This is a genomic window from Nonomuraea sp. NPDC049624, from assembly GCF_040675255.1.
Classification (GTDB): domain Bacteria; phylum Actinomycetota; class Actinomycetes; order Streptosporangiales; family Streptosporangiaceae; genus Nonomuraea.
On record NZ_JBFAOR010000005.1, the window covers coordinates 764,134 to 786,626 of the forward strand.

Annotated in this window: 18 protein-coding genes; 10 read left to right on the plus strand and 8 right to left on the minus strand. The window is 75.0% G+C overall.

The annotated features are described in order from the left end of the window. Window positions 1-52: 52 nt before the first annotated feature. The 3 genes from AB0J76_RS24470 to AB0J76_RS24480 are packed head-to-tail and all read right to left on the minus strand — an operon-like array spanning window position 53 to window position 6,947. Complete coding sequence (locus AB0J76_RS24470) at window positions 53-4,123, minus strand: TIGR02680 family protein (RefSeq protein WP_364390544.1); 4,071 nt, start codon at window positions 4,121-4,123, stop codon at window positions 53-55. Continuing rightward, window positions 4,120-5,313 (minus strand): TIGR02678 family protein, encoded by a 1,194-nt coding sequence (locus AB0J76_RS24475; RefSeq protein WP_364390546.1) that lies wholly within the window; start codon window positions 5,311-5,313, stop codon window positions 4,120-4,122. Before AB0J76_RS24475 ends, AB0J76_RS24470 begins: the two co-directional genes overlap by 4 nt. Beyond that, on the minus strand, window positions 5,310-6,947 hold the full coding sequence (locus tag AB0J76_RS24480) for a TIGR02677 family protein (protein ID WP_364390548.1): 1,638 nt from the start codon (window positions 6,945-6,947) through the stop codon (window positions 5,310-5,312). The genes AB0J76_RS24475 and AB0J76_RS24480 overlap by 4 nt, the downstream gene beginning before the upstream one ends. Before the next feature lie 179 nt (window positions 6,948-7,126). Between AB0J76_RS24480 and AB0J76_RS24485 the strand changes: the two genes are divergently transcribed. Next, a complete protein-coding gene (locus AB0J76_RS24485; protein ID WP_352330618.1) occupies window positions 7,127-7,546 on the plus strand; it encodes an SRPBCC family protein in 420 nt (139 codons plus the stop codon). 41 nt (window positions 7,547-7,587) lie between these two features. Here AB0J76_RS24485 and AB0J76_RS24490 read toward each other — a convergent pair whose 3' ends face one another. Further along, entirely contained in the window at window positions 7,588-7,956 is a 369-nt protein-coding gene (locus tag AB0J76_RS24490; protein WP_352330620.1) for a hypothetical protein, read from the minus strand. 127 nt (window positions 7,957-8,083) lie between these two features. On the opposite strand from AB0J76_RS24490, the gene AB0J76_RS24495 reads away from it, so the two are divergent. The 7 genes from AB0J76_RS24495 (at window position 8,084) to AB0J76_RS24525 (ending at window position 15,949) form a co-directional block, all read left to right on the plus strand. Further along, complete coding sequence (locus tag AB0J76_RS24495) at window positions 8,084-9,487, plus strand: alpha/beta hydrolase (protein WP_364390551.1); 1,404 nt, start codon at window positions 8,084-8,086, stop codon at window positions 9,485-9,487. 145 nt (window positions 9,488-9,632) lie between these two features. Then, window positions 9,633-12,404, plus strand: coding sequence for a Na+/H+ antiporter subunit A (locus AB0J76_RS24500; RefSeq protein WP_352327541.1), 2,772 nt, complete (start codon window positions 9,633-9,635; stop codon window positions 12,402-12,404). Beyond that, window positions 12,401-13,231: a Na(+)/H(+) antiporter subunit C gene (locus tag AB0J76_RS24505; protein ID WP_352327542.1), complete on the plus strand. Its 831-nt coding sequence runs from the start codon at window positions 12,401-12,403 to the stop codon at window positions 13,229-13,231. The genes AB0J76_RS24500 and AB0J76_RS24505 overlap by 4 nt, the downstream gene beginning before the upstream one ends. 21 nt (window positions 13,232-13,252) lie before the next feature. After that, the gene (locus AB0J76_RS24510) at window positions 13,253-14,821 is read left to right on the plus strand and encodes a Na+/H+ antiporter subunit D (RefSeq protein WP_352327543.1); all 1,569 of its coding nucleotides are present in this window, start codon (window positions 13,253-13,255) and stop codon (window positions 14,819-14,821) included. Continuing rightward, window positions 14,818-15,360 carry a Na+/H+ antiporter subunit E gene (locus AB0J76_RS24515; protein WP_352327544.1) on the plus strand — a complete coding sequence of 181 codons (543 nt, stop codon included), beginning with the start codon at window positions 14,818-14,820 and terminating at the stop codon, window positions 15,358-15,360. The genes AB0J76_RS24510 and AB0J76_RS24515 overlap by 4 nt, the downstream gene beginning before the upstream one ends. Further along, window positions 15,357-15,617 (plus strand): monovalent cation/H+ antiporter complex subunit F, encoded by a 261-nt coding sequence (locus AB0J76_RS24520; RefSeq protein ID WP_352327545.1) that lies wholly within the window; start codon window positions 15,357-15,359, stop codon window positions 15,615-15,617. Before AB0J76_RS24515 ends, AB0J76_RS24520 begins: the two co-directional genes overlap by 4 nt. Continuing rightward, window positions 15,614-15,949 carry a monovalent cation/H(+) antiporter subunit G gene (locus tag AB0J76_RS24525; protein ID WP_352327546.1) on the plus strand — a complete coding sequence of 112 codons (336 nt, stop codon included), beginning with the start codon at window positions 15,614-15,616 and terminating at the stop codon, window positions 15,947-15,949. Before AB0J76_RS24520 ends, AB0J76_RS24525 begins: the two co-directional genes overlap by 4 nt. Here AB0J76_RS24525 and AB0J76_RS24530 read toward each other — a convergent pair. From AB0J76_RS24530 to AB0J76_RS24545, 4 genes are all read right to left on the minus strand, one after another. After that, window positions 15,901-16,398: a DUF6328 family protein gene (locus tag AB0J76_RS24530; RefSeq protein ID WP_352327547.1), complete on the minus strand. Its 498-nt coding sequence runs from the start codon at window positions 16,396-16,398 to the stop codon at window positions 15,901-15,903. The genes AB0J76_RS24525 and AB0J76_RS24530 overlap by 49 nt on opposite strands. A 66-nt stretch (window positions 16,399-16,464) precedes the next feature. After that, window positions 16,465-18,486 (minus strand): xanthine dehydrogenase family protein molybdopterin-binding subunit, encoded by a 2,022-nt coding sequence (locus tag AB0J76_RS24535; protein WP_352327548.1) that lies wholly within the window; start codon window positions 18,484-18,486, stop codon window positions 16,465-16,467. Next, window positions 18,483-19,454: a xanthine dehydrogenase family protein subunit M gene (locus AB0J76_RS24540; protein WP_352327549.1), complete on the minus strand. Its 972-nt coding sequence runs from the start codon at window positions 19,452-19,454 to the stop codon at window positions 18,483-18,485. Before AB0J76_RS24540 ends, AB0J76_RS24535 begins: the two co-directional genes overlap by 4 nt. Continuing rightward, complete coding sequence (locus AB0J76_RS24545) at window positions 19,451-19,939, minus strand: 2Fe-2S iron-sulfur cluster-binding protein (RefSeq protein WP_352327550.1); 489 nt, start codon at window positions 19,937-19,939, stop codon at window positions 19,451-19,453. Before AB0J76_RS24545 ends, AB0J76_RS24540 begins: the two co-directional genes overlap by 4 nt. Before the next feature lie 133 nt (window positions 19,940-20,072). Here AB0J76_RS24545 and AB0J76_RS24550 point away from each other — a divergent pair, with 133 nt between their 5' ends. Together AB0J76_RS24550 and AB0J76_RS24555 are read left to right on the plus strand one after the other, a co-directional pair. Continuing rightward, on the plus strand, window positions 20,073-21,230 hold the full coding sequence (locus AB0J76_RS24550) for an acetate/propionate family kinase (protein ID WP_364390557.1): 1,158 nt from the start codon (window positions 20,073-20,075) through the stop codon (window positions 21,228-21,230). Then, complete coding sequence (locus AB0J76_RS24555; protein ID WP_352327905.1) at window positions 21,223-22,479, plus strand: erythromycin esterase family protein; 1,257 nt, start codon at window positions 21,223-21,225, stop codon at window positions 22,477-22,479. Before AB0J76_RS24550 ends, AB0J76_RS24555 begins: the two co-directional genes overlap by 8 nt. Window positions 22,480-22,493: the final 14 nt, after the last annotated feature.

Consider the following 22,493-nt stretch of genomic DNA (forward strand, 5'->3'; position numbering starts at 1 on the left):
CCGAGGGTTGCCCCCACCATACGGACACGATCGCTGGTGGTAAAGAACCTTTCTAATCAAGGGTCTCGGTGGCGACGGTCCGGTAGCCGTTCCACACGAAGCGGGCCGTGGTCACCGCGTCGTCGCCGTCGCCGGTGATGAGCTGGTGGATGGCGATGCCGTCGAGCTCGCGGTATTCGCACCACTCGTGGTCGGAGGTGAGCACGAGGTCGAGCCCGAGGTTCACCAGCAGGTCGAAGACCTGGCCGCGGTTGGCCCGGTCGACTCCCACGAACACCTCGTCCAGCAGGATGAACCGGGGGCAGCCGGGGTCGGTGCGGTAGTGGGCGGCCACGGCGGCGAACAGCGGCAGGTGCAGGGCGATGGCCTTCTCGCCGCCGGACAGGGCGCCGTGCAGCTTCCTGGTCAGGTCCTGCCAGCCCTGGCCGTCGCCGCGGTCGAGGCGGACCACGAACCGGTGCCAGGACGTGTAGTCCAGCACCTTCATGAGCTGGTCCTCCCAGCCGGCCGAGGAGTTGTCGGCGCGCGCCTCCTCGACGCGGTCACGGAAGAAGGCGTACAGGGCCTCGCGGTCGGCCTCGCTCAGCCCGGCCGGGTCGCGCAGCAGCAGCTCGCGGGCCGCGCGGGTGGCCGGTGACTGGGTGGGATCGACCTGCCACACCAGGCGCACCGCGACCCCCGAGGCCGTGCGGACGCGTTCGAGCCGCTGGTTCATGCCCTCGACCAGCGCGGCGGCCTGGCGGATGCGGTCGGCCAGGTGCCGTCGCGTGTCGCCGGCGAGCGTGCGGTCGAACAGGTCGCGCTCGGCCTCGGTGATGTCGCCGCGCCGCTCGTCGCGCTCGCCGCGCAGCGCCCTGCCCAGCGCCGCCGCGCCCGCCCGCACGCCGCCTGCGGTGGCGGTCAGCACCTGGACGTCCTCGTCGGGTGCCAGCTCCAGCTCGGCGCGGCCGGCCAGGATCTCCCTGGCGTGGTGGAAGGCGTCCCGCAGGCGGGCCTCGGCCTCCCTGACGGTTCGTCGCTCGTACGGCACCTCCGCGAGCCGTCCGGCCACGTCCCCCGCCGCCTCCAGCACCGCGCGCACCCCGGCGTCGGGGGCGAGGCCGGCCGGCACGCCGGCGTCGGCGGCCAGATGGCCGGCCAGCAGGCGGCGCAGGCGTTCGCAGGCCGCCTCGCGGACGCGCCCGGCCTCGGCGTGCTTCTCCTCGGTCTGAGCCAGCTCGCCCCTGAGCCGGCCCAGGCGCGCGTTGAGCCGGGCCGTGTCGTCGTGGATGGTCCGGATCAGGCGGCGGCAGCTCTGGTGGGCGGTCTGGGCGTCCTGGAGCCGGCCGAGCAGGTCGAGGTCCTCGCCACCGGCCGCGGGCTCGACGGCGGCCAGCTTCTCGGCCAGCACGACGGCCGCGTCGGCCGCCTCCTCGGCCCGTTCCATCGCGCGTACGGCCAGGTCCTGGTACTCGCGGGCGGTCTCGGCCGCCTGGCCGGCGCGTTCCCTGGCCGCGCGGGCGTCGCCGCGTCGGTCGTGCCAGACGGCGCCGGTGGTCTCGGCGGCGCGCAGGGCGGCCTCCAGCCGGTCGAGCGCGGGCCGGGCGGCGGGCAGGGCGTGCCGGGCGGCCAGCTCGGTGAGCCGGCGCAGCGACCTGCCCACCTCCTTCTCGCGCTCGTGCAGGCGCTGCTCGTGGGCGCGGAGCTGGTCCTGCAGCAGGGCGACCTTGCCCACGGCCGCGTCCAGCGCCCGCGCGGCGCCGTCGTACGGCCTCCTGTCGGGCCGCCGCCGCAGCTCGGCCGCGAGCGTGTCGCGGTCGCCGGCCAGCACCCTGAACAGGTGGTCGCACTCGGCGATCGTGCCGGCCAGGTCGGAGAGCCGGTCGTCCAGCTCGGCGACGCGGCGGCGCAGGGCGCGCTCGCGGGCGGCGTCGCCGATGTAGGAGGGCTCCGGCTTGACCCAGCGCCCGGCGGCCGGGCCGAGCCGCCAGGTGCCGTCGGCGCCGACGGCCGCCGGGTGGTCGAGGCCGAGCGCCGTGGGGGCGAAGGCGACGCCCGCGAGCACCCGCTCGGCCGAGACGGGCGCGCCCGGCTGGGCGGACAGCACGGCGGACAGGCTCTGGCCGGGCGCGGGCCGGGCCAGCGCGGAGGCGGCGAAGGCGTCGTGCTCGCCGGGGTCCATGCCGCCGTCGGGCAGCAGCCACAGGTCGAGCAGGCCGGAGGCTTCGAGCGCCGCCTCGACGCCCGCCTGGGTGACCGGGTCGACGCCGGAGCGGAAGGCGAGCGCCCGCCACAGCGGCATGCCGGGCCGTCCGGAGCGGGAGGCGGGGCGGGCGTGCGAGGGGGGCGGCTCCAGGGCGGTCCGGTCGGCCAGGCGTTCGCGTTCGCGGGCCAGTTCGGCGCGTTCGGCGTGCAGCCGGTCGCGCAGGCCGGTCAGGTGGTGCTCGCGGGCGGCCAGCCGGACCGCGGCCGCCGTGCGCGCCGCGCCGACCAGCTCGTCGGCCTGGTCGCAGCGGTCGGCGAGGCCCGCCAGCTCCTCTGGGTCGAGCCGGAGGTGCACGCAGCCGCGGGCCCACTCCTCCAGGGCGGCGGCCAGGTCGCGGGCGCGCTCCTCGCGGGTCGCGGCCGCCTGGTCGTGGGCGGCGGTCGCGGCCGCCAGGTCGTCGCGGACGCGGTCGCGGTCGTGCTCGGCCGTGGTGCGGCGGCCGATCGCCTCCTCGTGCTCGACGGCCGCCGCCGCGACCTCGCGGATCTGGCCGGCGCGGCTGGTGACGGCGGCGCGCAGCAGCTCGCGGGCGCGGCGCACGGACTCCTCGCCGTCGTCGCCCCGCTCCCCCTCGCCGCCCGGCTGAGCGCCCGAGTGATCAGGAACCGGGCGTTCGCACTCCAGGTGGACCGAGAGCAGCCCGGCGCGCTCGGCGGCCCGGCGGGCCTCGGCGCGGGCGCGGTCGGCCAGCCCGGTGGCGGCGCGGGCGACGGCCGCCGCGCGCAGCGACAGCTCCTGCCTGGCCGACGCGCTGCGGGCGGCCGCCCCGGCCTGGTCGCGCAGCCCGGCCGCCGACTCGTGCGCCTCGCGCGCCTGCGTGCGCAGCCGGTGCAGGTCGTGCCCGGACCGGTACGCCTCGCTCTCCTTCAGCCCGTCGATCTGCGCGGCCAGGGCCAGCTCCTGCGCCTCCTCCTCCGACAGCCGGACGGCCGCGGCGGCCAGCTCGTCGCCGGCCTGCTTGAGGGCCTCCCGTCCGGCCTTGACCTCGGCGGCGAGGGCGTCGACGGCCTGCCCGGCGTCCAGGGCCGCGGCGGCGGCCGCGCGCAGCACCTTCTGGGCGTAGCCGCGCTGGACGTCGGCCAGCCGGTCGGCCTCCCGCACGTCGCGGTCGAGCAGGCGCAGCTCCTCGCGCTGCCGGTCGAGCCGCTCGAACCCGTCGGCGATCTCGTGGATCTCGCCCTCGCCGAGCGGCGGCAGGGCGCTGGACAGCAGGTCGGACAGCAGGCCGGGGTCGAGGCGTTCGGACAGTTTGGGGGTGCGCAGCTGGCGCAGCGCGGTGAGCAGGCAGTCGTAGCGCTGTTCGTTGAGCGCGCTGTAGAGGGTGCCGCGCACGACGGCGCGGTAGGCGTCGGCGGACTCGTGGACCGTCCCGGCCTCGCCCAGTTCGTCGGCGAGCTGGGCCCTGGTGAGCGGCTGGCCGCCGTCGCCGGTGAGCCGGACGCCGCCGGGCAGGCCGACGCGGGAGCCGGTGGTGAAGTAGGCGGCGGTGACGTTCTTGGTGTGGGCGGTGGCCTGGAGACGGGCGCCGCAGGTGAACCAGCGGCCGTCGGCGTGCTGGAACTCCAGCCACACGTAGCCGACGCGGGTGACGCCGCTCGCGCCCTCGCCCATGAGGTTCCAGTGCATGGTCCGCTCGGTGCCGCCGAACGTGGACAGCCTGCTGGGCTTGAGGCTGGCGTCCAGCACGTACGGCAGGAGCAGTTCCAGCACCTTGGACTTGCCGCTGCCGTTGGGCCCGCGCAGCAGCAGCCTGCCCCGGTGGAACTCGAACACCTCGTCGTGGTAGCGCCACACGTTGAGGATCCCGGCGCGTACGGGGATCCAGCGCCGGTCCGTGCCCTGGGCGGTGCGGGCGGGCGTGAGCTCGGTGACGGTCATGCGTCCTCCGTGTCGGCCGGGCCGCGATCGACCCGGTAGCGGGCTCCGGCGGGCAGCGCGGCCACCCGGTCGCCGGTACGGCGGGCCAGCCCGAACATGCCGAGCACCTCCAGCGCGTCGGCCGCCAGGCGGGGCGCGCCGCCGTCCGACTGGTAGGACCTGGCCCACTGGGGGAAGCGCCGCAGCAGCCCGGCGGCCTCCTCGTCGAGGCGTCCGGCGGGCAGCGGACCGGCGGTGACCAGCAGGTCGAGCAGGAGCAGGGCGGCGACCTTGGCAGGGCCGCCGTCGTCGGGGAACCTCGTGTCGGTGGCGGTGGCCTCGGTGTCGACGAGCAACAGCCCCTCGGCGCGTTCCTCCAGGACGAACCCGGCCTCCTCGGCGGCCCTGCGGATCATCCGGCGGCCGGTGAGCGAGGCGGCGTAGGCGGCCTGGGCGGGGGTCAGCTCGTCGCGGTAGACGACGGGCTCGTCGAGCAGGCGGCGGATGACGGAGTGGCGGGCCCACAGGGCGCGCTGGGTCTCCGTCGGCTCGTCGCCGCCGTAGCGGGCCTCGACGGTGAGCGCCGCGGCGGGGGTTGCGGGGGTGCCGGGCAGGCTGGAGGGCGGGACGGGGGCGGCCAGCAGCCTGATCACGCGGGTGGTGTCCACGCGGTAGAGCACCTTGGCGTCCTCGTCGCCGAGGTAGGCGTCGGTCGTGCCGTCGGTGGGGGTGATCGCGCCGTGCCGTTCGAGCAGCTTGAGCGCGTCGACGAAGGCGGCCCGCTCGTCCGCGCTGACCGGGTCGAACGGGGGCACGCCGGGCTCGACCGCCGCCGCCCGGGCCACCCGTCCGGCCAGCATGCCGATCGTGGTGACCGGCGCGGCGAGCAGTTCGGCCGCGCACAGGCACAGCAGCGTGTAGCGGCGGCGGTCGAACGGCGGGCCGCCGGGACGGCGGCGGGCCGGGCGGGTGGCCGTCGGCCGCGACCCGACCTTCACCAGGCGGGCGTAGCCCTCGCGGGGCTCCACGACCAGCCGCCAGCCGCAGAAGTAGTCGAACCACCGGGTCAGCGGCTCCCGCCGTTTCCTGATCACCGTGAAGGCGGCGGGCTCGTCGTCCGCCGTGAGGAAGGGCCGGGCGAGGAGGGTCCTGATCGCGCGGGCGATCTCCTCCTTCTCCGCCCTGACGAGCTGGTTGGCCAGGCTGCTCATGCCCCTTCGGCCCTCCCGTGGTCGCGGGCGCCCGGGGAGCACACGTCGAGCAGGTAGTCGGGGCCGCGGAACCAGCCCTCGGACGTGCGCAGCACCGCGACCGCGCCGTCGCCGGGGGCCCGCAGCACGACCTCGACCCGGCCGTCGGAGGTGACGGCCCGGCGCAGGCCGGTGGCGTCGGGACGGGCGGCCAGGGCCCGGCCCAGCAGGTCGAGCAGCCGGCCGAGGGTGTCGTGGTCGAGCACGCCGAGCTGGGACAGCCGGACCGAGCCGGTGGTGGCCAGCGCCTGCCAGGCGGCCTCCAGCCCGGCGTGCTCCTTCTCGGCGCGGGCACGGCGCTCGGCGCGCAGGGCGGCCACGTCGCGCACCCGTCCGGTACGGCCCATGCGCTCGGTCCTGCCCCGCGAGCGCAGCAGCGCCGAGACCGCCACCGGCCCGGCCTCGGCCCAGGGCGTCCCGGCGGGGACGAGCTCGGCGTCGGCGTGCCCGAGGTGGGCGTGCCGGGCGGGGCCGAGGCCGAAGGCGGCGTCCCAGAGCCGGTGGGCGTCGTCCTCGCCCGGCGCGGTGGCGAACCAGCGGGCCAGCGCGCGAAAGTCGGCGGCGGCGCCGGAGGCGGGGCGGCGGGCGGCGGTGACGCGGTCGAGCAGCCCGAGCAGGGTGACGATGGCCTCGCCGGCGACCTCCTGCAGCCGCCGCAACCGCGGCCCGCCCCCGCTCCCGGCCCCGCCGCTCTCGGCGCCACCCCTCTCGACGCCACCGCTCCCGGTGCCGCTGGCGAGGTCGGGGGCGGGGGCGAGGCCGGGGTCGAACCACTGGCGCAGCTCGGCCCAGGCGGCGGCGCGGGCCGCCAGCCACGGCGTGGCCAGGTCGGTTCCGGGGATCCGGGGCAGGTCGGCGCCGGCCAGGGCGCGGGTGTGCAGGACGCCGACGCCCCGGGCGGCCACGCCGCGCAGCGCCCGCGCCACCGTCTCGCCGCGCTGCTCCAGCCCGGTCACGAACTCCTGGAGGTAGGCCACGGTGGCCGCCTCCGCCTCGTGGAACGTGCCAAACCCGGCGCCGTCGGCGCGCAGCAGCCGCCGCAGCTCGCCGTTGAGCCGCACGGTGTCGCGGCGCAGCCCGTCGAGGTGGCACTCCAGCTCCCGCAGGCAGGTGAACACCCTTCGGTCGCGGCCGGGGTCGGGGTCGGCCAGCAGCGCCTCCAGCTCCTCCAGCCGGTCGGCGACCGCGTCGAGCACGGCGGGGTGCGCACTCCCCGAGACCGGTGTCGCGGTGGCCAGTGTCGCCGACGCCTCCCGCAGCCCGGCGTGGGCGGCCTCGCCCTGGGCGGTCAGGGCGTAGCGCAGGTTCCTGCGTTCGTACTCCTCGGCGGTCGCGAAGCCGGCGGCGTGGTCGAAGACGACCTCCACCAGCCTCCAGCCGGCCAGCTGGCGCAGCGCGCCGGTGAGGTCGTGGTCGCCGACGGGGGCGTACCAGCCGCCGGCGCGCAGCCGGTCGCGGACCTCGCCGGCGGTCAGCGCGGGCTCCAGGCGCTCGGCGGCGGCGCCGAGGACGTCGAGGAGGGCCGTGTGCAGATCCGCCCGCTCGGTGGTGGCGAACCGGAACATCTCCGGCGGCACTCGTGGCAGCTCCGCCATCGCGCCGTTCTCCCCTCTCGCCGCGGTTTCACCGGAGCCACCGTAGTGGCAGAGACGGCCACCGCGGGGGCCGGTTTGCGAGCAGATGCCACGGGTATGGTCGCCGCGTTCGGCTGCCGGTGGCAGGCGGCGCGGTCCGCGCCCGGTACGGCGGCATTCGAGAGAGACGGGGGCCCGGGATGGCGGAGATCGAGGCGACGCGCGGGATGCCGGCCGACAGCATGATCGTGTTCGGGGTGGCGTCCGACGTCGAGCTGATGGACCGGTGGCTGCCGCAGGGGTTGTGGGTCGGCGACGGTGGGGCGGGCACCGTCGAGGCGGGCGGCGAGCTGGTGCCCGGCAGCGGGCGGCACGAGGGGCTGTTCCGCGCCCAGGAGGACCAGCTCCGGGTGGAGTGGGGCGGCCGCGACCACCCCGACTACGCGGGCTGGCTGCAGGTGTCCGACTCGGCGGCCGGCACGAGCGAGGTCACCGTGCACCTGTCGCTGCTCGACGAGCCCGCCTCCAGCGCCAGGGTCGGCGAGGTGCGCGAGCTGCTCGACCGCTCACTCGACCGGCTGGCCGACGAGGTCACCCGCCGGGTCTCCGAGGGCGGCTGAACACCGGTGGGCGGGCGGGGGCGGGCCCGCCCCTCCGGGGGTCAGGCGTCCTCGCGGTCCGGGTTCTCCAGCCGGAAGAAGTTGCTCTGCTTGCCGTCCTTCTTGTGCTCCTGGTAGATGAAGTTCAGTCTCCGCTGGTCGAAGGTCTCGAACCACTCCTCCCAGGTGATCTCCGCCAGGTCGTCGCCGCCGTAGCCGGGGAAGTCGAAGCGGAGCACGCCCGCCCTGCCCTGGTGCTCGGTGCCGGGCACGGTCGCGGGCTTGGCGCCGCGTTCCTGCGCCCACTGCTGGATCACGTCGTGGTCGGTGGTGACGAGACTGCGGCCGGGCCGCTCCTCGTGCTCGTCGGTCGAGGTGACGTGCTGCTCGTACTTGTGCTCGCCCTCGACGGGACGGTTCTGCTGCGACATGGCGGCCTGTTCCCCCTGGTAGTCGTGCGGATGACCTGCTCGATACCCAGCCCGGCGCGCTTCTTGCAGACGATCTGTGCCACCACGCTTAAAGGGGCTCGCAAGGTATCCCCTTCAACTTTTGATTATGCGACGTTTAATCACGATTCTTTCCCCCGTACTCGCCGCTCTGATCGCCGCGGCCGGCCTGTCCGGCGCCGCGGAGGCGGCCGCGAACGGCGGGCTCAACGCCTATTACGGTCAGCGTCTGGCCTGGTCGGGGTGCGGCAGCGGGTTCCAGTGCGCGAAATTGACGGTCCCGCTCGACTACGCGAAGCCCGGCGGCCGGCGGATCAGCATCTCCATGGTCCGGCTGCCCGCGACCGGCCGGCGGATCGGCTCGATCGTGCTGAACTTCGGCGGTCCGGGCGGCGCCGGCACGACCCTCCTGAAGGCCGACAGGACCGTCATGTCGGCCGCCGTCCGGCAGCACTTCGACGTGGTCAGCTTCGACCCGCGCGGCGTGGGCGCCTCCGCCCCCGTACGCTGCCTGTCCCCCCTCGGCCTGGACGCCTACTTCGCCGCCGACCCCACCCCCGACAACGCGGCCGAGGTCAAGCGGGCCAAGGCGTGGATGAAGATCTTCGCCCAGGGCTGCGCGGCCAACTCCGGCAAGCAGCTGCTCGCGCACGTCGGCACCGGCGAGGTCGCCCGCGACCTGGACGTGATGCGGGCCGCCCTGGGCGAGGCCCGCCTGACCTACTTCGGCTTCTCCTACGGCACCTACCTGGGCGCCCGCTACGCCGACCTGTTCCCCACCCGGATCCGGGCCATGGTGCTCGACGGCGCCGAGGACCCCGGCCAGACGCTCGCCGAGTTCGGCGCGGCGCAGGAGCGGGGGTTCCGGCTGGCGCGCGAGTCGTTCCTGCGCGACTGCTTCCGGGCCAGGAACTGCCCGTTCCCCCGGCACACCGTCGCCGCCGCGACCAGGCGGCTGGAGGCGCTCTACCAGCGGGCCGACCGGGCGCCGCTGCGCAACGACGGCGACAGCAGGCAGGTCAACGAGGCCATCCTGCGGGCGGGCGTCAACCAGGCCATGTACGCCAAGGACAGCTGGCCCTACCTGCGCCAGGCGCTCACCCTCGCCTTCAAGGGCGACGGCACGGCCATGCTCGCCCTGGCCGACGTCAACCACGGACGCCGTCCCGACGGCAGCTACGACAACAGCGGCGAGGCGCTGGCGGCCGTCAACTGCCTGGACCATCCCGAGCAGCGCTGCGCGTACTGGCCGGTCAAGGGCAAGGGGTTCACCAGGAAGGTGCGCGCCCACGGGTCGCCGCCGATCGTGGTGGTGGGCACGACGCGTGACCCGGCAACGCCGTACGAGCTGGCCAGGCGGCTGGCCGGGCAGCTGGAGCACGGCGTGCTGCTGACCCACGACGGCGACGGGCACACGGCGTACAAGGGCGGCTCGTCCTGCCTGGACCGGCAGATCGACCAGTACGTGATCACGGCTCGCGCGCCGCGCCCGGGAGCCTGCGCGAAGCTCTGACGGCGCAGGCCCGGTCCCTCACCCGCTCATGGGCGGGTGAGGGACTGGTGACGTTCGGGTCAACCCTGGCCGCGCCTGCGCGGCGGGCACGACCGGGCGGGAGAGATTGGGCGGACGTAGCCGGAAATTCCCGCCCGAGGAGCCCATGGAGTCGCTGCTGGTCCTGCACGCGCTCGCGGCGGTCTGCGCTCCCTGGCTGGCCCGGCGCATGGGACGGGCCTCCTTCCTGCTGCTGGCCGTGGCGCCCGGCGCGGGTTTCGCGTACACGGTGTGGCTGGGGGTGCGGGGGCTGCCGGCGCGGGAGGACACCCGCTGGGCGCCCGCGCTCGGGCTGGAGCTGTCCTTCCGGGCCGACACGCTGACCCTGCTGATGATGGCGCTGGTCACCGGCGTGGGCGTGCTGGTCCTGGTCTACAGCGTGCGCTACTTCCCGGCCGGCGACGACGGCCTGGGCCGCTACGGCGGCGCGATGACCGCCTTCGCCGGGTCGATGCTCGGGCTGGTCACCGCCGACAACCTGCTCCTGCTGTACGTCTTCTGGGAGCTGACCACCGTCTTCTCCTACCTGCTGATCGGCTACCACCCGGAGAGCCGGGCGAGCCGGCGGGCCGCGATGAAGGCGCTGACGGTGACCACGCTGGGCGGGCTGGCGATGCTGGCCGGGTTCGTGGTGGTCGGCCAGGCGGCGGGCACGTACACGCTGTCGGGGGTCGTCGCCCGGCCGCCGCAGGCCGGCCCGCTGGCCGCCGGGCTGGTGCTGGTGCTGGCCGGGGCGTTGTCGAAGTCGGCGATCTTCCCGTTCAGCACGTGGCTGCCGGCCGCGATGGCGGCGCCCACGCCGGTGTCGGCGTACCTGCACGCGGCGGCCATGGTCAAGGCCGGGGTGTACCTGGTGGCCAGGCTCGGGCCGGCGTTCGGGGACGTGCCGCTGTGGCGGGCGGTCGCGGTGCCGCTCGGCGTGCTGACGATGCTGCTGGGCGGCTGGCGGGCGCTGCGCGAGACGGACCTGAAACGGCTGCTGGCCTACGGCACGGTCAGCCAGCTCGGTTTCCTGATCACGCTGTTCGGTTCGGGCACCCGGGGCGCGGCGCTGGCCGGGGTGGGCATGCTGGCCGCGCACGCGCTGTTCAAGGCCGCGCTGTTCCTGGTCGTGGGCGTCGTCGACCACGCGACCGGCACCCGTGAGCTGCGCGAGCTGAGCGGGGTCGGCCGGTCGATGCCGTGGGTGTGCGCGGCCGCGGTGCTGGCGGGGGCGTCGATGGCGGGGCTGCCGCCGTTCGCGGGGTTCGCCGGCAAGGAGGCGGCGCTGGAGGCGCTGCTGGACCGGCCGCTCGTGCTGGCGGGGGTGGTGGCGGGGTCGGCGCTGACGGCGGCGTACACGCTGCGGTTCCTGTGGGGGGCCTTCGCCGCCAAGCCGGGCGTGCCGGCCACGCCGGCGCACCGGACGGCGGCGGCCATGTTCGCGCCCACCGCGCTGCTGGCGGTGCTCGGCCTGGCGCTGGCGCCCTTCGCCTCCTGGTACGGCGGCGCGATGTCGGGCTACACCGGCACCTTCCGCGACCCCGGCCACGCCACGCACCTGGCGATGTGGGCCGGCCCGTCCCCCGCGCTGCTGCTGTCGGCGGTGGCGCTGGCGGCCGGGGTGCTGCTGTTCCTGGCCAGGGAGCCGGTGGCCAGGGCGGGCGCGGCGCTGCACGTGCTGGACTCGACGCAGATCTTCTGGTCGCTCGTCCGCCGGCTGGACCGGTTCGCCGTCCAGGCCACCGGCTTCGTCCAGCGCGGTTCGCTGCCCGACTACCTGCTGCTCACGCTGGCCGCCACGACCGGCGTCGGCGTGTTCGCCGTCGCCTACGGCGGCGTGCCGCACCTGGACGTGCCGGTCGTCGCCTGGGAGCGCGTGGAGCAGCCGGTGCTGGCGGTCCTGATCACCGCGGCGGCGGCGCTGGCGCTGTTCGCACGCGCCTACATCCTGCTGGCCGTGGTCGTCGGCGTCATCGGGTACGGCACCGCGCTGCTGTTCCTCGCGCACGGCTCGCCCGACCTGGCGCTGACCCAGTTCCTGGCCGAGACGCTGGCCCTGGTGGTGTTCGCCCTGGTGCTGCGGCGGCTGCCGGTGACCCCGGTCAGGGCCCGGCTGCCGCGGCCGTTCCGGTTCGGGCTCGGGCTGGCCGTGGGGGTGGTGGTGACGGGGGCGGGCATGCTGGCCACCGGCGCGCGGAGCACCTGGGCCGTCGGGTCGCTGATGCCCGCCGCGGCGCGCGAGGCGGGGGCGCGCAACATCGTCAGCGCGATCATCCTGGACATCCGGGCCTGGGACACGCTGGGCGAGAGCACGGTGCTGGTCGTGCTGACGCTGGGCGTGACGAGCCTGGTGTTCCTGCGGCGCAGGACGTACGAGATCGAGCGGGACGACCGCGGCCGGGTGCCCGCCGAGCGCACGCACTGGCTGTCCTCGACGCTGCCGCGCGGCCAGCGGGCCGTGGCCTTCGAGGTGGCGGCCCGGCTGACCTTCCACACGGTGCTCGTGCTCTCGGTGTTCCTGCTGTTCGTCGGGCACAGCGGCGTCGGCGGCGGGTTCGCCGGCGGCATCGTGGCCGGGCTGGCGATCACCGTGCGCTACCTGGCCGGCGGCCGGTACGAGCTGGCCGCGGCGGTCCCGGTGCACGCGGGCGTGCTGATGGGCGCCGGGCTGACCCTGTCGACCGGCACGGCGCTGGCCGGGCTGCTGTTCGGGCGGGCGGCGCTGGACATGCTGGCGGCCGACGTGCACCTGCCGCTGGTCGGCGGCCTGCACGTGTCCACGGGCCTGCTGTTCGACCTCGGCGTGTACGTCTCGGTCACCGGCATGGTCCAGGACGTGCTGCGCGGCCTCGGCGCCGAGCTGGACCGGCAGATCGAGGCGGAGGAGAGCTCGTGACGATCTCCCTGGCGCCGTTCCTGTGCTGCTGCGTGATGATCACGACCGGCGTGACGCTGCTGCTGGAGCGGAGCCTGGTGCGGGTGCTGGCCGGGGTCGTCGTGCTGGGCAACGGCGTGAACCTGCTGATCGTCACCGCGGGCGGGAACGCCGGCGGGCCGCCCATCCTGGGCAGCACGCCGGTGGCGGACATGGCCGATCCGCTGCCGCAGGCGATGGTGCTCACCGCCATCGTGATCACCCTGGGCGTGACGGCGTTCGTGCTGGCCATGGTGCACCGGTCGTGGCAGCTCACCGGCAGCGACGAGGTCCAGGACGACACCGAGGACCGGCGCGTACGGCTGCGGGCCAGGCGCGGCGAGCTGAGCCACGCCCTGCGCACCCGGCAGGACGCCTACCGGCGGCTGGTCGTGGAGCAGCGGGCGGAGCTGGCCCGGCTGGAGGCCGAGCAGGCCGAGCGGGAGCGGCTGCAGGAGGCCGACCTGGAACGCCGGATCGCCCGCGTGCACACCGAGCTGGAGGAGTGGATGCGCACCCGGATGGCCGAAGGGCTGTCGGAGGAGGAGCTGCAACGCGGCTTCGAGGAGGCCGGGCAGCGGGACCTGCCGGGCGAGGAGGCCACGTCCGGCGACAACGCCGAGCGCATCGACGAGCTGCGCCGCGAGCACACCCGGCGGCGGGCCGAGCAGGCGGCCGGCGAGCGGGAGCTGCGCCAGCGGATCAAGGCCAGGCAGCGCGACGCCCGCAGGCAGATGCGCTCGGCCATCCGCGCGGAGCGGGCCCGCCAGGCGCTGGCCAACGACCCCGAACTGGAGGGCGACGACTAGTGGCAGGCAGGGGCGGACCCCGTGGGTGACCTGGTCGAGCTGCGCGGGCTGGTGTGCGTGCCGGTGCTGCTGCCGCTGCTGGCGGCCGGGATCAAGCTGGCGATCGGCGGGCGGCTGCGGCACCTGCAGTCGGCCATCAGCCTCACCACGCTGGGCATCTCGCTGGCGGTGTCGGTGCTGCTGCTCGCGCACGCCGACACGAACGGCCCGCTGGTGACCGAGCTGGGCGGCTGGGCCTCGCCGGTCGGGATCTGCCTGGTGGCCGACCGGCTCTCGACGCTGGTGCTGGTGGTGTCGTCGGCGGTGACGCTCTGCGTGATGGTGTACTCGATCGCCAACGCCTACGACGAGGCCGAGCACGACGCGCCGATGGCGATCTTCCATCCGGCGTTCCTGGTCATGGTGGCGGGCGTGGCGGACGCGTTCCTGTCCGGTGACCTGTTCAACCTGTTCGTCGCGTTCGAGATGCTGCTGAGCGGCTCGTACGTGCTGCTGACCTTCGGCGGGACCGAGTCCAGGATGCGGGCGGGGGCCACGTACACGCTGATGGCGCTGGCGTCGTCGATGTTGTTCCTGATCGCGCTGGCGGTGACCTACGGCGCGACGGGCACATTGTCGATGGCGCAGCTCGCCGAGCGCTTCGGCACGCTGCCCCCGCAGGTCAAGCTGCTGGTCGAGCTGACGCTGCTGCTGGCGTTCGCGATCAAGGCGGCGATCTTCCCGGTGTCGGCGTGGCTGCCGGACTCCTACCCGACCGCGCCCGCGCCGGCCACGGCCGTGTTCGCCGGCCTGCTCACGAAGGTGGGCGTGTACGCGATCATCCGGCTGGAGGCGCTGCTGTTCCCCGGCGGGCCGGTCTCCACGCTGCTGATGGCGGTGGCGCTGGCCACGATGCTGGCCGGCGTGCTGGGCGCGGTGGCGCAGACCGACATCAAGCGCATGTTGTCCTTCACGCTGGTCAGCCACATCGGCTACATGGTGTTCGGGGTGGCGCTGTCGACGGTGGCGGGCCTGGCGGGCGCGGTGTTCTACATCGTCCACCACATCACCGTGCAGACGAGCCTGTTCCTGGTGACGGGGCTGATCGAGCGGCGCACCGGCACCACGTCGGTCAACCGGCTGGGCGGGCTGATGAGGACCGCGCCGGTGCTGGGCGTGCTGTTCTTCGTGCCCGCGATGAACCTGTCGGGCATCCCGCCGATGTCGGGGTTCCTGGGCAAGCTGCTGCTGGTGCAGGCGGGCCTGGACAAGGGCGGCCCGGCGGCGCTCGTGCTGGTGGCGGGCGGGCTGCTCACCAGCCTGCTGACGCTGTACGCGATCGCGAAGACGTGGGGCAAGGCGTTCTGGCGGGCGCCGCGCGAGGAGCGGCTGGGCCAGGTGATGGAGAGCGAGGAGGCGACGGGTGAGGAGCCGGTGGTGACGACGACGGCGCTGCCGCCCGTGCTGCTGGGCGCGACGGCGGCGCTGGTGGCGCTGGGGCTGTCGTTCACGGTGCTGGCCGGGCCGCTGGCGGCGCTGACGCAGCGGGTGGCCACGGAGCTGAGCGAGCGGCAGACGTACATCACCGCGGTGCTGGGGACCCAGCGGTGAGCGCCGGGCTGCTCGCGCCGCGGCTGTTCGGCCGGCGGGTGCCGCTGCCGCTGGTGGCGTGGCTGACGCTGGTGTGGGTGACGCTGTGGGGCGAGTTGTCGGCGGGGAACGTGCTGGGCGGGCTGGCGACCGCGCTGGTGGTGACGTGGCTGCTGCCGCTGCCCGTCCTGGACCCGGGGATCAGGGTGCGGCCGCTGCCGCTGGCGCGGTTCCTGCTGTGGTTCGGGTGGGACATGCTGCTCTCGACCGTGCGGGTGGTGGCGTGGGTGGTGCGGCCCGGCGATCCGCCCACGCAGCTGGTCCTGGTGCGGCTGCGCACGTCGTCGGAGTCGATGACCGTGATGATCATGGTGGCGTTGTCCACGATGCCGGGGAGCCTGGTGGTGGAGGCGTACATGGACAGGAGAGAGCTGATGCTGCACGTGCTGGGGCTGGCCGGCGAGGGCGTCCCGGACGCGGTCCGCAGGGACCTGGCCGCGCTGGAGTCGCGCATCGTGGCCGCGTTCGGCACCCGCGCCGACCGGGAGGAGCTGCGGTGAGCGCGGTGTACCTGGTGACGATCGCGCTGCTCGGCGGCGGGGCGGCGGCCACGTTGTGGCGGGTCGGGCGCGGGCCGTCGATGCTGGACCGCGCGGTCGCCCTCGACGTTCTGACGTCGCTGGCGATGTGCGCGGTGGGGCTGTTCGCGGTGGTCAGGGACGACTACTCCGACCTGCCGGTGCTCCAGGTGCTGTCGTTGCTGGGGTTCGTGGGGTCGGTGTCGCTGGCCCGGTTCTTCCCGGGGCGGTCGGGGTGAGCGTCCTGGACGGCGTGATGGAGGCCGGGGCGGCGGTCTGCCTGGTGCTCGGTGCCGTGCTGGCGTTGTCGGCGGGCGCCGGGCTGGTGCGCTTCCGCACGACGCTCGACCGCATGCACGCCGGCACCAAGCCGCAGGTGCTCGGCGTGCTGCTGGTGCTGGCCGCGATGTGGCTGCACCGGCCCACCTGGTGGAACGCCGGGCCGCTGCTGATCGTGGGGGCCTCGCAGGTGATCACCGTGTCGGTGGCGGCGTACATGGTGGGGCGGGCGGCCTACTCGCGTCAGTCGTCGCGGGACGAGACCGAGATGCCGCCCTCGGAGGAGGACTGATCACCCCTGCGGTCGAGGGCGGGCTGGCCGAACCAGGTCCAGGCGGCCAGCCCGGCCAGGATGCCGGCGGTGACCCAGGCCAGGGTGGAGTGGAACAGGTAGTCGATCACCAGCATGGTGGCCGTGGTCATCGACACCACCAGGGCGAGCGCTCCTAACAGGCCGTAGGTGTTGGACCGGCGTACCAGCCTCTCCTTGTGGCCCTGCCGGAACAGCACGCGGTGCTGGGCGGTCGGCGCGATGTAGCAGATCGACGCGACGGCGGCGCTGACCAGCGCGGCGAAGTAGAGCCAGCGGTCGGTCTGGTCCAGCTTGACGAAGCCGGGCGAGAAGGGGACGGTCAGCAGGAACGCGAACAGCACCTGCACGCCGGTCACCGCGACGCGGGCGCCCTGCAGCAGTTCGACGAAGTTGCGGTCGGCGCGTTCCTCGTGCGACTCGTTCTTCACTCGGCCTCCTTGTCGGGTGTTCTCCTCTTCCTTGGCGGAGGCCGGTCGAAACATGGATCGTCGAGTTCAGGTGAGGATCTTGGCGGGGGTGATGGGCAGGTCGCGCACCCGCCGGCCGGTGGCGTGGTGAACGGCGTTGCCGATCGCGGCGGCGGTGCCCACGATGCCGATCTCGCCGATGCCCTTGGAGCCCATCGGGTTGAGCAGGCCGTCCTGCTCGTCGATCCAGACGGCCTCGATCGCCGGCACGTCGGCGCAGGCCGGCACGTGGTACTGGGCCAGGTCGCGGCGCAGGAAGCCGCCGAACTCGTCGTCGGTCAGCGTCTCCTCCATCAGCGCCATGCCCACGCCCATGGTCATGCCGCCGACGAACTGCGACCTGGCCAGCCTGGCGTCCAGGATGCGGCCGGCGGCGAACACGCCGAGCAGGCGCGACAGGCGGATCTCGCCCGTCACGGAGCTGACCCTGACCTCGGCGAACTGGGCGCCGAAGGCGTGCCTGGCCAGCTCCTCGTCGGCCTTGACCTCCTCGGTGGTGTCGGCGGACCCCTCGCCGCCGTCGGCCCGCAGCGCCTCGCAGGCCCGTACGACGGCCGAGCCCCACGACGCCGTGCCCATCGAGCCGCCCGCGACGGGGGCGGCGGGCAGGTCGCTGTCGCCGAGCTCGACGTGCACCCGGCCGGGGGCGACGCCGAGGCAGTCGGCCGCGATCCTGGTGAGCACGGTCCGGGCGCCGGTGCCGATGTCGGCGGCGGCCACCCGGATGACGAAGTCGCCGTCGCGCACGGTCGCGGTGGCCTGCGACGGGCCGCGCCTGGCCGGGTAGGTGGAGGCGGCCACGCCGGTGCCGACCAGCCACTCCCCCTCGCGCCGGACGCCGGGCTGCGGGTCGCGGCGGTCCCAGCCGAAGCGGCGGGCGCCCTCGCGCAGGCAGGTCACCAGGCTGCGGGAGCTGAACGGCAGGCCGCCGTCCGGCTCGGTCGTGGGCTCGTTGCGGATGCGCAGCTCGACGGGGTCGATCCCGGCCGCCTCGGCCAGCTCGTCCATCGCCGACTCCAGGGCGTACATGCCGGGGCACTCGCCGGGGGCGCGCATCCAGGACGGGGTGGCGACGTCGAGGCGGACGAGCCGGTGCGCGGTGCGCAGCGCGGGCGTGGCGTACATGACGCGGCCCGGGGTGGCGGCCTGCTCGGCGAACTCGACGATCCTGCTGGACTGCACGTACGCCGTGTGCTCGACCGCGGTGAGCCGGCCCTCGGCGTCCGCGCCGAGCCGCAGCCGCTGGACGGTGGGCGTGCGGTAGCCGGTGAGGTCGAACATCTGCTGCCGGGTGAAGACGACCTTGACCGGCCGCCCGGCGGCCCGCGCAGCCAGGGCGGCGAGCACGGCGTTCGGCCTGGTGGTGCCCTTGGAGCCGAAGCCGCCGCCGACGTGCCTGGACACCACGCGCACCTGCTCGGCGGGCAGGCCGAGGGTCTTGGCGATGCTGTCCCGGTCGCCGCTGGCGCCCTGGGTCGAGTCGTAGACCAGCAGCCGGCCGTCGTCGGCCCACACGGCCACCGCGGCGTGCGGCTCCATCGCGTTGTTGTGCAGGGGCGGCGTCGTGTACGTCACGTCCACGGCCGACGCGGCGGCGGCCAGCCCGGCCTCCACGTCGCCCTTGCCGGTGTCGGGCGGCAGGTTCGGGTTGACCACCTCGGGCCGGTAGAGGTCCGGGTGGTCGGCGCGCAGCCGCACGTCGTGGACCTGCGGCTCATAGGCGACGCGGACGGCGTCGGCGGCGGCGCGGGCCTGGTCGTAGGTCCCGGCGACGACGGCGGCCACGAGCTGGCCCCGGTAGACGACGTCCCGGGAGCGGAACAGCGCCAGCTCGGGGTCGGCGTCCTCGGCCAGGTCGGGCGGGTCCTCGACGGACAGCACGGCGAGCACGCCCGGCATGGCCAGCGCCTGCCCGGCGTCCACCCCGGTCACCCGGCCCCTGGCGACCGTGGACTGCACCGGGTAGCAGTAGGCGACGCCCTCGACCGGGTACTCGGCGGCGTACGTGGCCAGCCCGGTGACCTTGACGCGCCCCTCGATGCGGTTCACGGCGTCAGCTCCTCCAGCGTGCGGACGATCAGGTTGCGCGCCAGCGGCAGCTTGAACGCGTTGCGCGGCAGCGGGCGGGCCTGGTCGAGCTCGGCCTCGGCGGCCCGCAGGTACGCCTCCCCCGTGGCGGGACCGCCGATGATCTCCCGTTCGGCGCGTTCGGCCCGCCAGGGCGCGTGGGCCACGCCGCCGAGCGCGATGCGGCAGCCGGTCACCACGCCGTCCCAGCGCACGTCGAGCACGGCGGCGATGGACACCAGCGCGAACGCGAACGAGGCCCGCTCGCGCACCTTGCGGTAGAGGGAGGCGCCCGGCGGCGGCGCGGGCAGCTCGACGGCGGTGATCAGCATGCCGGGTTCGAGCACGGTGTCGCGCTCGGGCTCGTCGCCGGGCAGGCGGTGCAGGCCGGGAATGGGGATGATCCGGTCGCCGGCCGGGCCGGTGACGTGCACCTCGGCGTCGAGCGCGGCCAGCGCCACGGCCATGTCCGAGGGGTGGGTGGCCACGCAGGCGTCGGAGGCGCCGAGCACGGCCAGGTTGCCGTGGTCGCCCGCGATCGCGGGGCAGCCGGTGCCGGGCTCGCGCTTGTTGCACGGCCTGGTGACGTCCTGGAAGTAGGGGCAGCGGGTGCGTTGCAGCAGGTTGCCGGCCACCGTGGCCATGTTCCTGACCTGGCCGGACGCGCCGGTCAGCACGGCCCTGGCGAGCATCGGGTAGCGGGCGCGGACGAGCGGGTCGGCCGCCAGGTCGCTGTTGCGCACCGCCGCGCCGATCCGCAGCCGGTCGCGTACGGGCTCGACGGCGTCCAGCGGCAGGCGGCTGACGTCCACCAGGTGGTCGGGGGCGGCCACGCCGAGGCGCATGAGGTCGACCAGGTTGGTGCCGCCGCCCAGGTACATCGTGCCGGGGCCGTACCGGCCGACCGCGTCCGACGGGCTCTGGGCGCGGACGTAGTCGAACGGCTTCACCGGGCCACCTCGCCGATCGCGGCCACGATGCCGGGATAGGCGCCGCACCGGCACAGGTTGCCGCTCATGCGTTCCCTGATCTCCTCGGGCGTCAGGTCCGGGTCGAGGAGGAGGTCGGCGGTGACGGCGCTCGGCCCGGGCTCGCCCAGCATGCCGACCGCCGAGCAGAGCTGGCCGGGCGTGCAGTAGCCGCACTGGAAGGCGTCGTGCTCGATGAACGCGGCCTGCAGCGGATGCAACTGCTCGCCCGCGGCCAGCCCCTCGACGGTGACGATCTCGCTGCCGTCCACCGCCACGGCCAGCGCCAGGCAGGAGTTGGCCCGGCGGCCGTCGATGAGCACCGTGCACGCGCCGCACTGGCCGTGGTCGCAGCCCTTCTTGGAGCCGGTCAGGCCGAGCCGTTCGCGCAGCAGGTCGAGCAAGGAGATCCTGGGGTCGACGGCCACGGTGTGCGGCACGCCGTTCACCTGCAGGGTGATGTCCATAGGCGCTCGCCTACCCGGCCACCGCCGGGGGCAACCACGGGCTCGGACATCTCGGGGTAAAGGTGACGGAGTCCAGGTGTCGGGCCGCGGGCGGCGGGTAGCCGGGGAGAGGAGTCGGGCCGCGGAGGGGTGCATGGGGCGAGCGTTCGACGAGCAGATGGCGGAGTCCGAGGCGGTGCTCACCGTCAACGCGGGCTCGTCGAGCCTGCGCCTCGACCTCGTGCAGGGCGGCTGCGTGCTGGACAGCGCGCACGCCGAGCGGGCCGCCGACCCCGGCTCGGCGCGCGAGGAGCTGGCGGCGTTCCTGGGCGGCCACTTCGACCGCGACATCCGCGCGGTGGCGCACCGGCTGGTGCACGGCGGCGACGTCGTCCGCGCGCCCACGGTCGCCGACGACGAGACCGTCGAGGCGCTGCGCGGCGTCGTGAGCCTGGCGCCGCTGCACCTGCCGCCCGCGCTGGCGCTGCTGGAGGCGGCCCGCGAGCAGCTTCCCGCCGTGCCGCACGTGCTCTGCCCCGACACGGCCTTCCACGCCGGCCTGCCCGACGCCGCCGCCGTCTACGCCCTGCCGCGCGAGTGGCGCGACCGGTACGGCCTGCGCCGCTACGGCTTCCACGGCCTGTCCTACGCCTGGACCGCCGACCGGGTGGCCGAGCTGCTCGGCCGGCCGCTCGCCGACCTGGAGCTGGTGCTGACCCACCTGGGCGGCGGCTCGTCGGTGTGCGCGGTGTCGGGCGGGCGCAGCGTGGACACCTCGATGGGGTTCACCCCGCTGGACGGCGTCCCGATGAGCAGGCGTTCGGGCAGCGTCGATCCCGGGATGCTGATGTGGCTGCTGTCGCAGGGCCACCTGTCGGCCGACGAGCTGGGCGAGGGCCTGCAACGCCGGTCCGGGCTGCTCGGGCTGTCCGGCGGCCGCTCGGGCGACACCCGCGAGCTGGTCGAGGCCGAACGCGCCGGCGACGCCGAGGCCGCCCTGGCCCTGGAGGTGTTCTGCCACCGGGTGAGCCGGGAGATCGCCGCCGCCGCCACGTCGCTGTCCCGGATCGACGCGCTGGTGTTCACCGGCGAGATCGGCTGGGACCAGCCCGAGGTGCGCGAGGCGGTCTGCCGCCGGCTCGGGCTGCTCGGCGTCGAGCCGCCCGAGTCCGGCAACCGGCACGACGACGGCCCGGTCAGCGGGCCGGGCGCCGCCGTGCCCGTCCTGGTCGTCCAGGTGCGCGAGGAGCTCCAGCTCGCCCGCGAATGCCTGGGCGTCTTCCGGCCGGCAGAGGAGGACGGCTATGGATGACGTCACCCGCTCGGCGCTGCGGCTGTCGGGCGAACAGGACCTCGACCCGCTGCTCGACCGCGTCGGCGAGGCCGGTCTCGTGCTGATCGGCGAGGCCAGTCACGGCACCCACGACTTCTACACCTGGCGGGCCGCGCTCACCCGCCGCCTGATCGCCGAGAAGGGCTTCGGGTTCGTCGCCGTCGAGGGCGACTGGCCCGACTGCGAGCGCGTCCACCGCGCGGTCACCCGCGACGGCGAGGACCCCTTCGACGCCCTGTACGCCTACCAGCGCTGGCCCGCGTTCATGTGGGCCAACGAGGAGGTCGCCGAGTTCTGCCGCTGGCTGCGCCGCTGGAACGCGGCCCTGCCGCCGCAGGAGCGCGTCGGCTTCCACGGCCTCGACGTCTACAGCCTCTGGGAGTCCCTGCGCGCCGTGCGCCGCTACGCCGCCGACCACCTGCCCGGCCAGCTCGGCACGGTGATGGAGGCCCTGTACTGCTTCGAGTCCTACGGCCACGACCCGCAGCGGTACGGCCTGGAGACCCGCCTGGTCCCCGACTCCTGCGAGAACGAGGTCGTGGAGCTGCTCAGGGCGGTCGTGGCGGCCGCGCCCGCCGGCGAGGACGGCTTCGAGGCCCGGCAGAACGCCGAGGTCGTGGCCGGGGCCGAGAGCTACTACCGGACCATGGTCGGCGGCGGCCCCGATTCGTGGAACGTCAGGGACGTGCACATGGCCGACACCCTCGACCGGCTGACCGCCTTCTACGGGACCAAGGGCGTGGTGTGGGCGCACAACACGCACGTCGGCGACGCCCGCGCCACCGACATGGCCGCCGCCGGCATGACCAACCTCGGCCAGCTGGCCCGCGAGCGGCACGGCGAGGACGTCGTCCTGGTCGGCTTCGGCGGCTACCGGGGGACGGTGGTGGCCGGGGCGAGCTGGGGCACGCGGGCGCACGTCATGCCCGTCCCGCCGGCCCGGCCCGGATCGCTGGAGGCGCTGCTGCACGACGCGCTCGGCGGCGAGCGCGCCCTGTTCGTGACGCCCCCGCGGCCCCGTCCGCGCTGGTTCGACCAGCCGCTGGACCACCGCGCGATCGGCGTCGTCTACCGGCCCGAGCGCGAGAAGTGGGGCAACTACGTGCCCACCGCGCTCGGCGACCGCTACGACGCCTTCATCTGGCTGGACGTCACCGAGGCCCTGCACCCGCTGCACGCCGAGCCGTGGGACGACGTCGAGCCGGAGACCTATCCCAGCGCCATGTGACGGACTGTCGGTGG

Coding starts and splice junctions, on each gene's coding strand:
- AB0J76_RS24470 (WP_364390544.1), bottom strand. CDS start 4,123: ATGACCGTCACCGAGCTCACGCCCGCCCGCACCGCCCAGGGCACGGAC.
- AB0J76_RS24475 (WP_364390546.1), bottom strand. CDS start 5,313: ATGAGCAGCCTGGCCAACCAGCTCGTCAGGGCGGAGAAGGAGGAGATC.
- AB0J76_RS24480 (WP_364390548.1), bottom strand. CDS start 6,947: ATGGCGGAGCTGCCACGAGTGCCGCCGGAGATGTTCCGGTTCGCCACC.
- AB0J76_RS24485 (WP_352330618.1), top strand. CDS start 7,127: ATGGCGGAGATCGAGGCGACGCGCGGGATGCCGGCCGACAGCATGATC.
- AB0J76_RS24490 (WP_352330620.1), bottom strand. CDS start 7,956: ATGTCGCAGCAGAACCGTCCCGTCGAGGGCGAGCACAAGTACGAGCAG.
- AB0J76_RS24495 (WP_364390551.1), top strand. CDS start 8,084: ATGCGACGTTTAATCACGATTCTTTCCCCCGTACTCGCCGCTCTGATC.
- AB0J76_RS24500 (WP_352327541.1), top strand. CDS start 9,633: ATGGAGTCGCTGCTGGTCCTGCACGCGCTCGCGGCGGTCTGCGCTCCC.
- AB0J76_RS24545 (WP_352327550.1), bottom strand. CDS start 19,939: ATGGACATCACCCTGCAGGTGAACGGCGTGCCGCACACCGTGGCCGTC.
- AB0J76_RS24550 (WP_364390557.1), top strand. CDS start 20,073: ATGGGGCGAGCGTTCGACGAGCAGATGGCGGAGTCCGAGGCGGTGCTC.
- AB0J76_RS24555 (WP_352327905.1), top strand. CDS start 21,223: ATGGATGACGTCACCCGCTCGGCGCTGCGGCTGTCGGGCGAACAGGAC.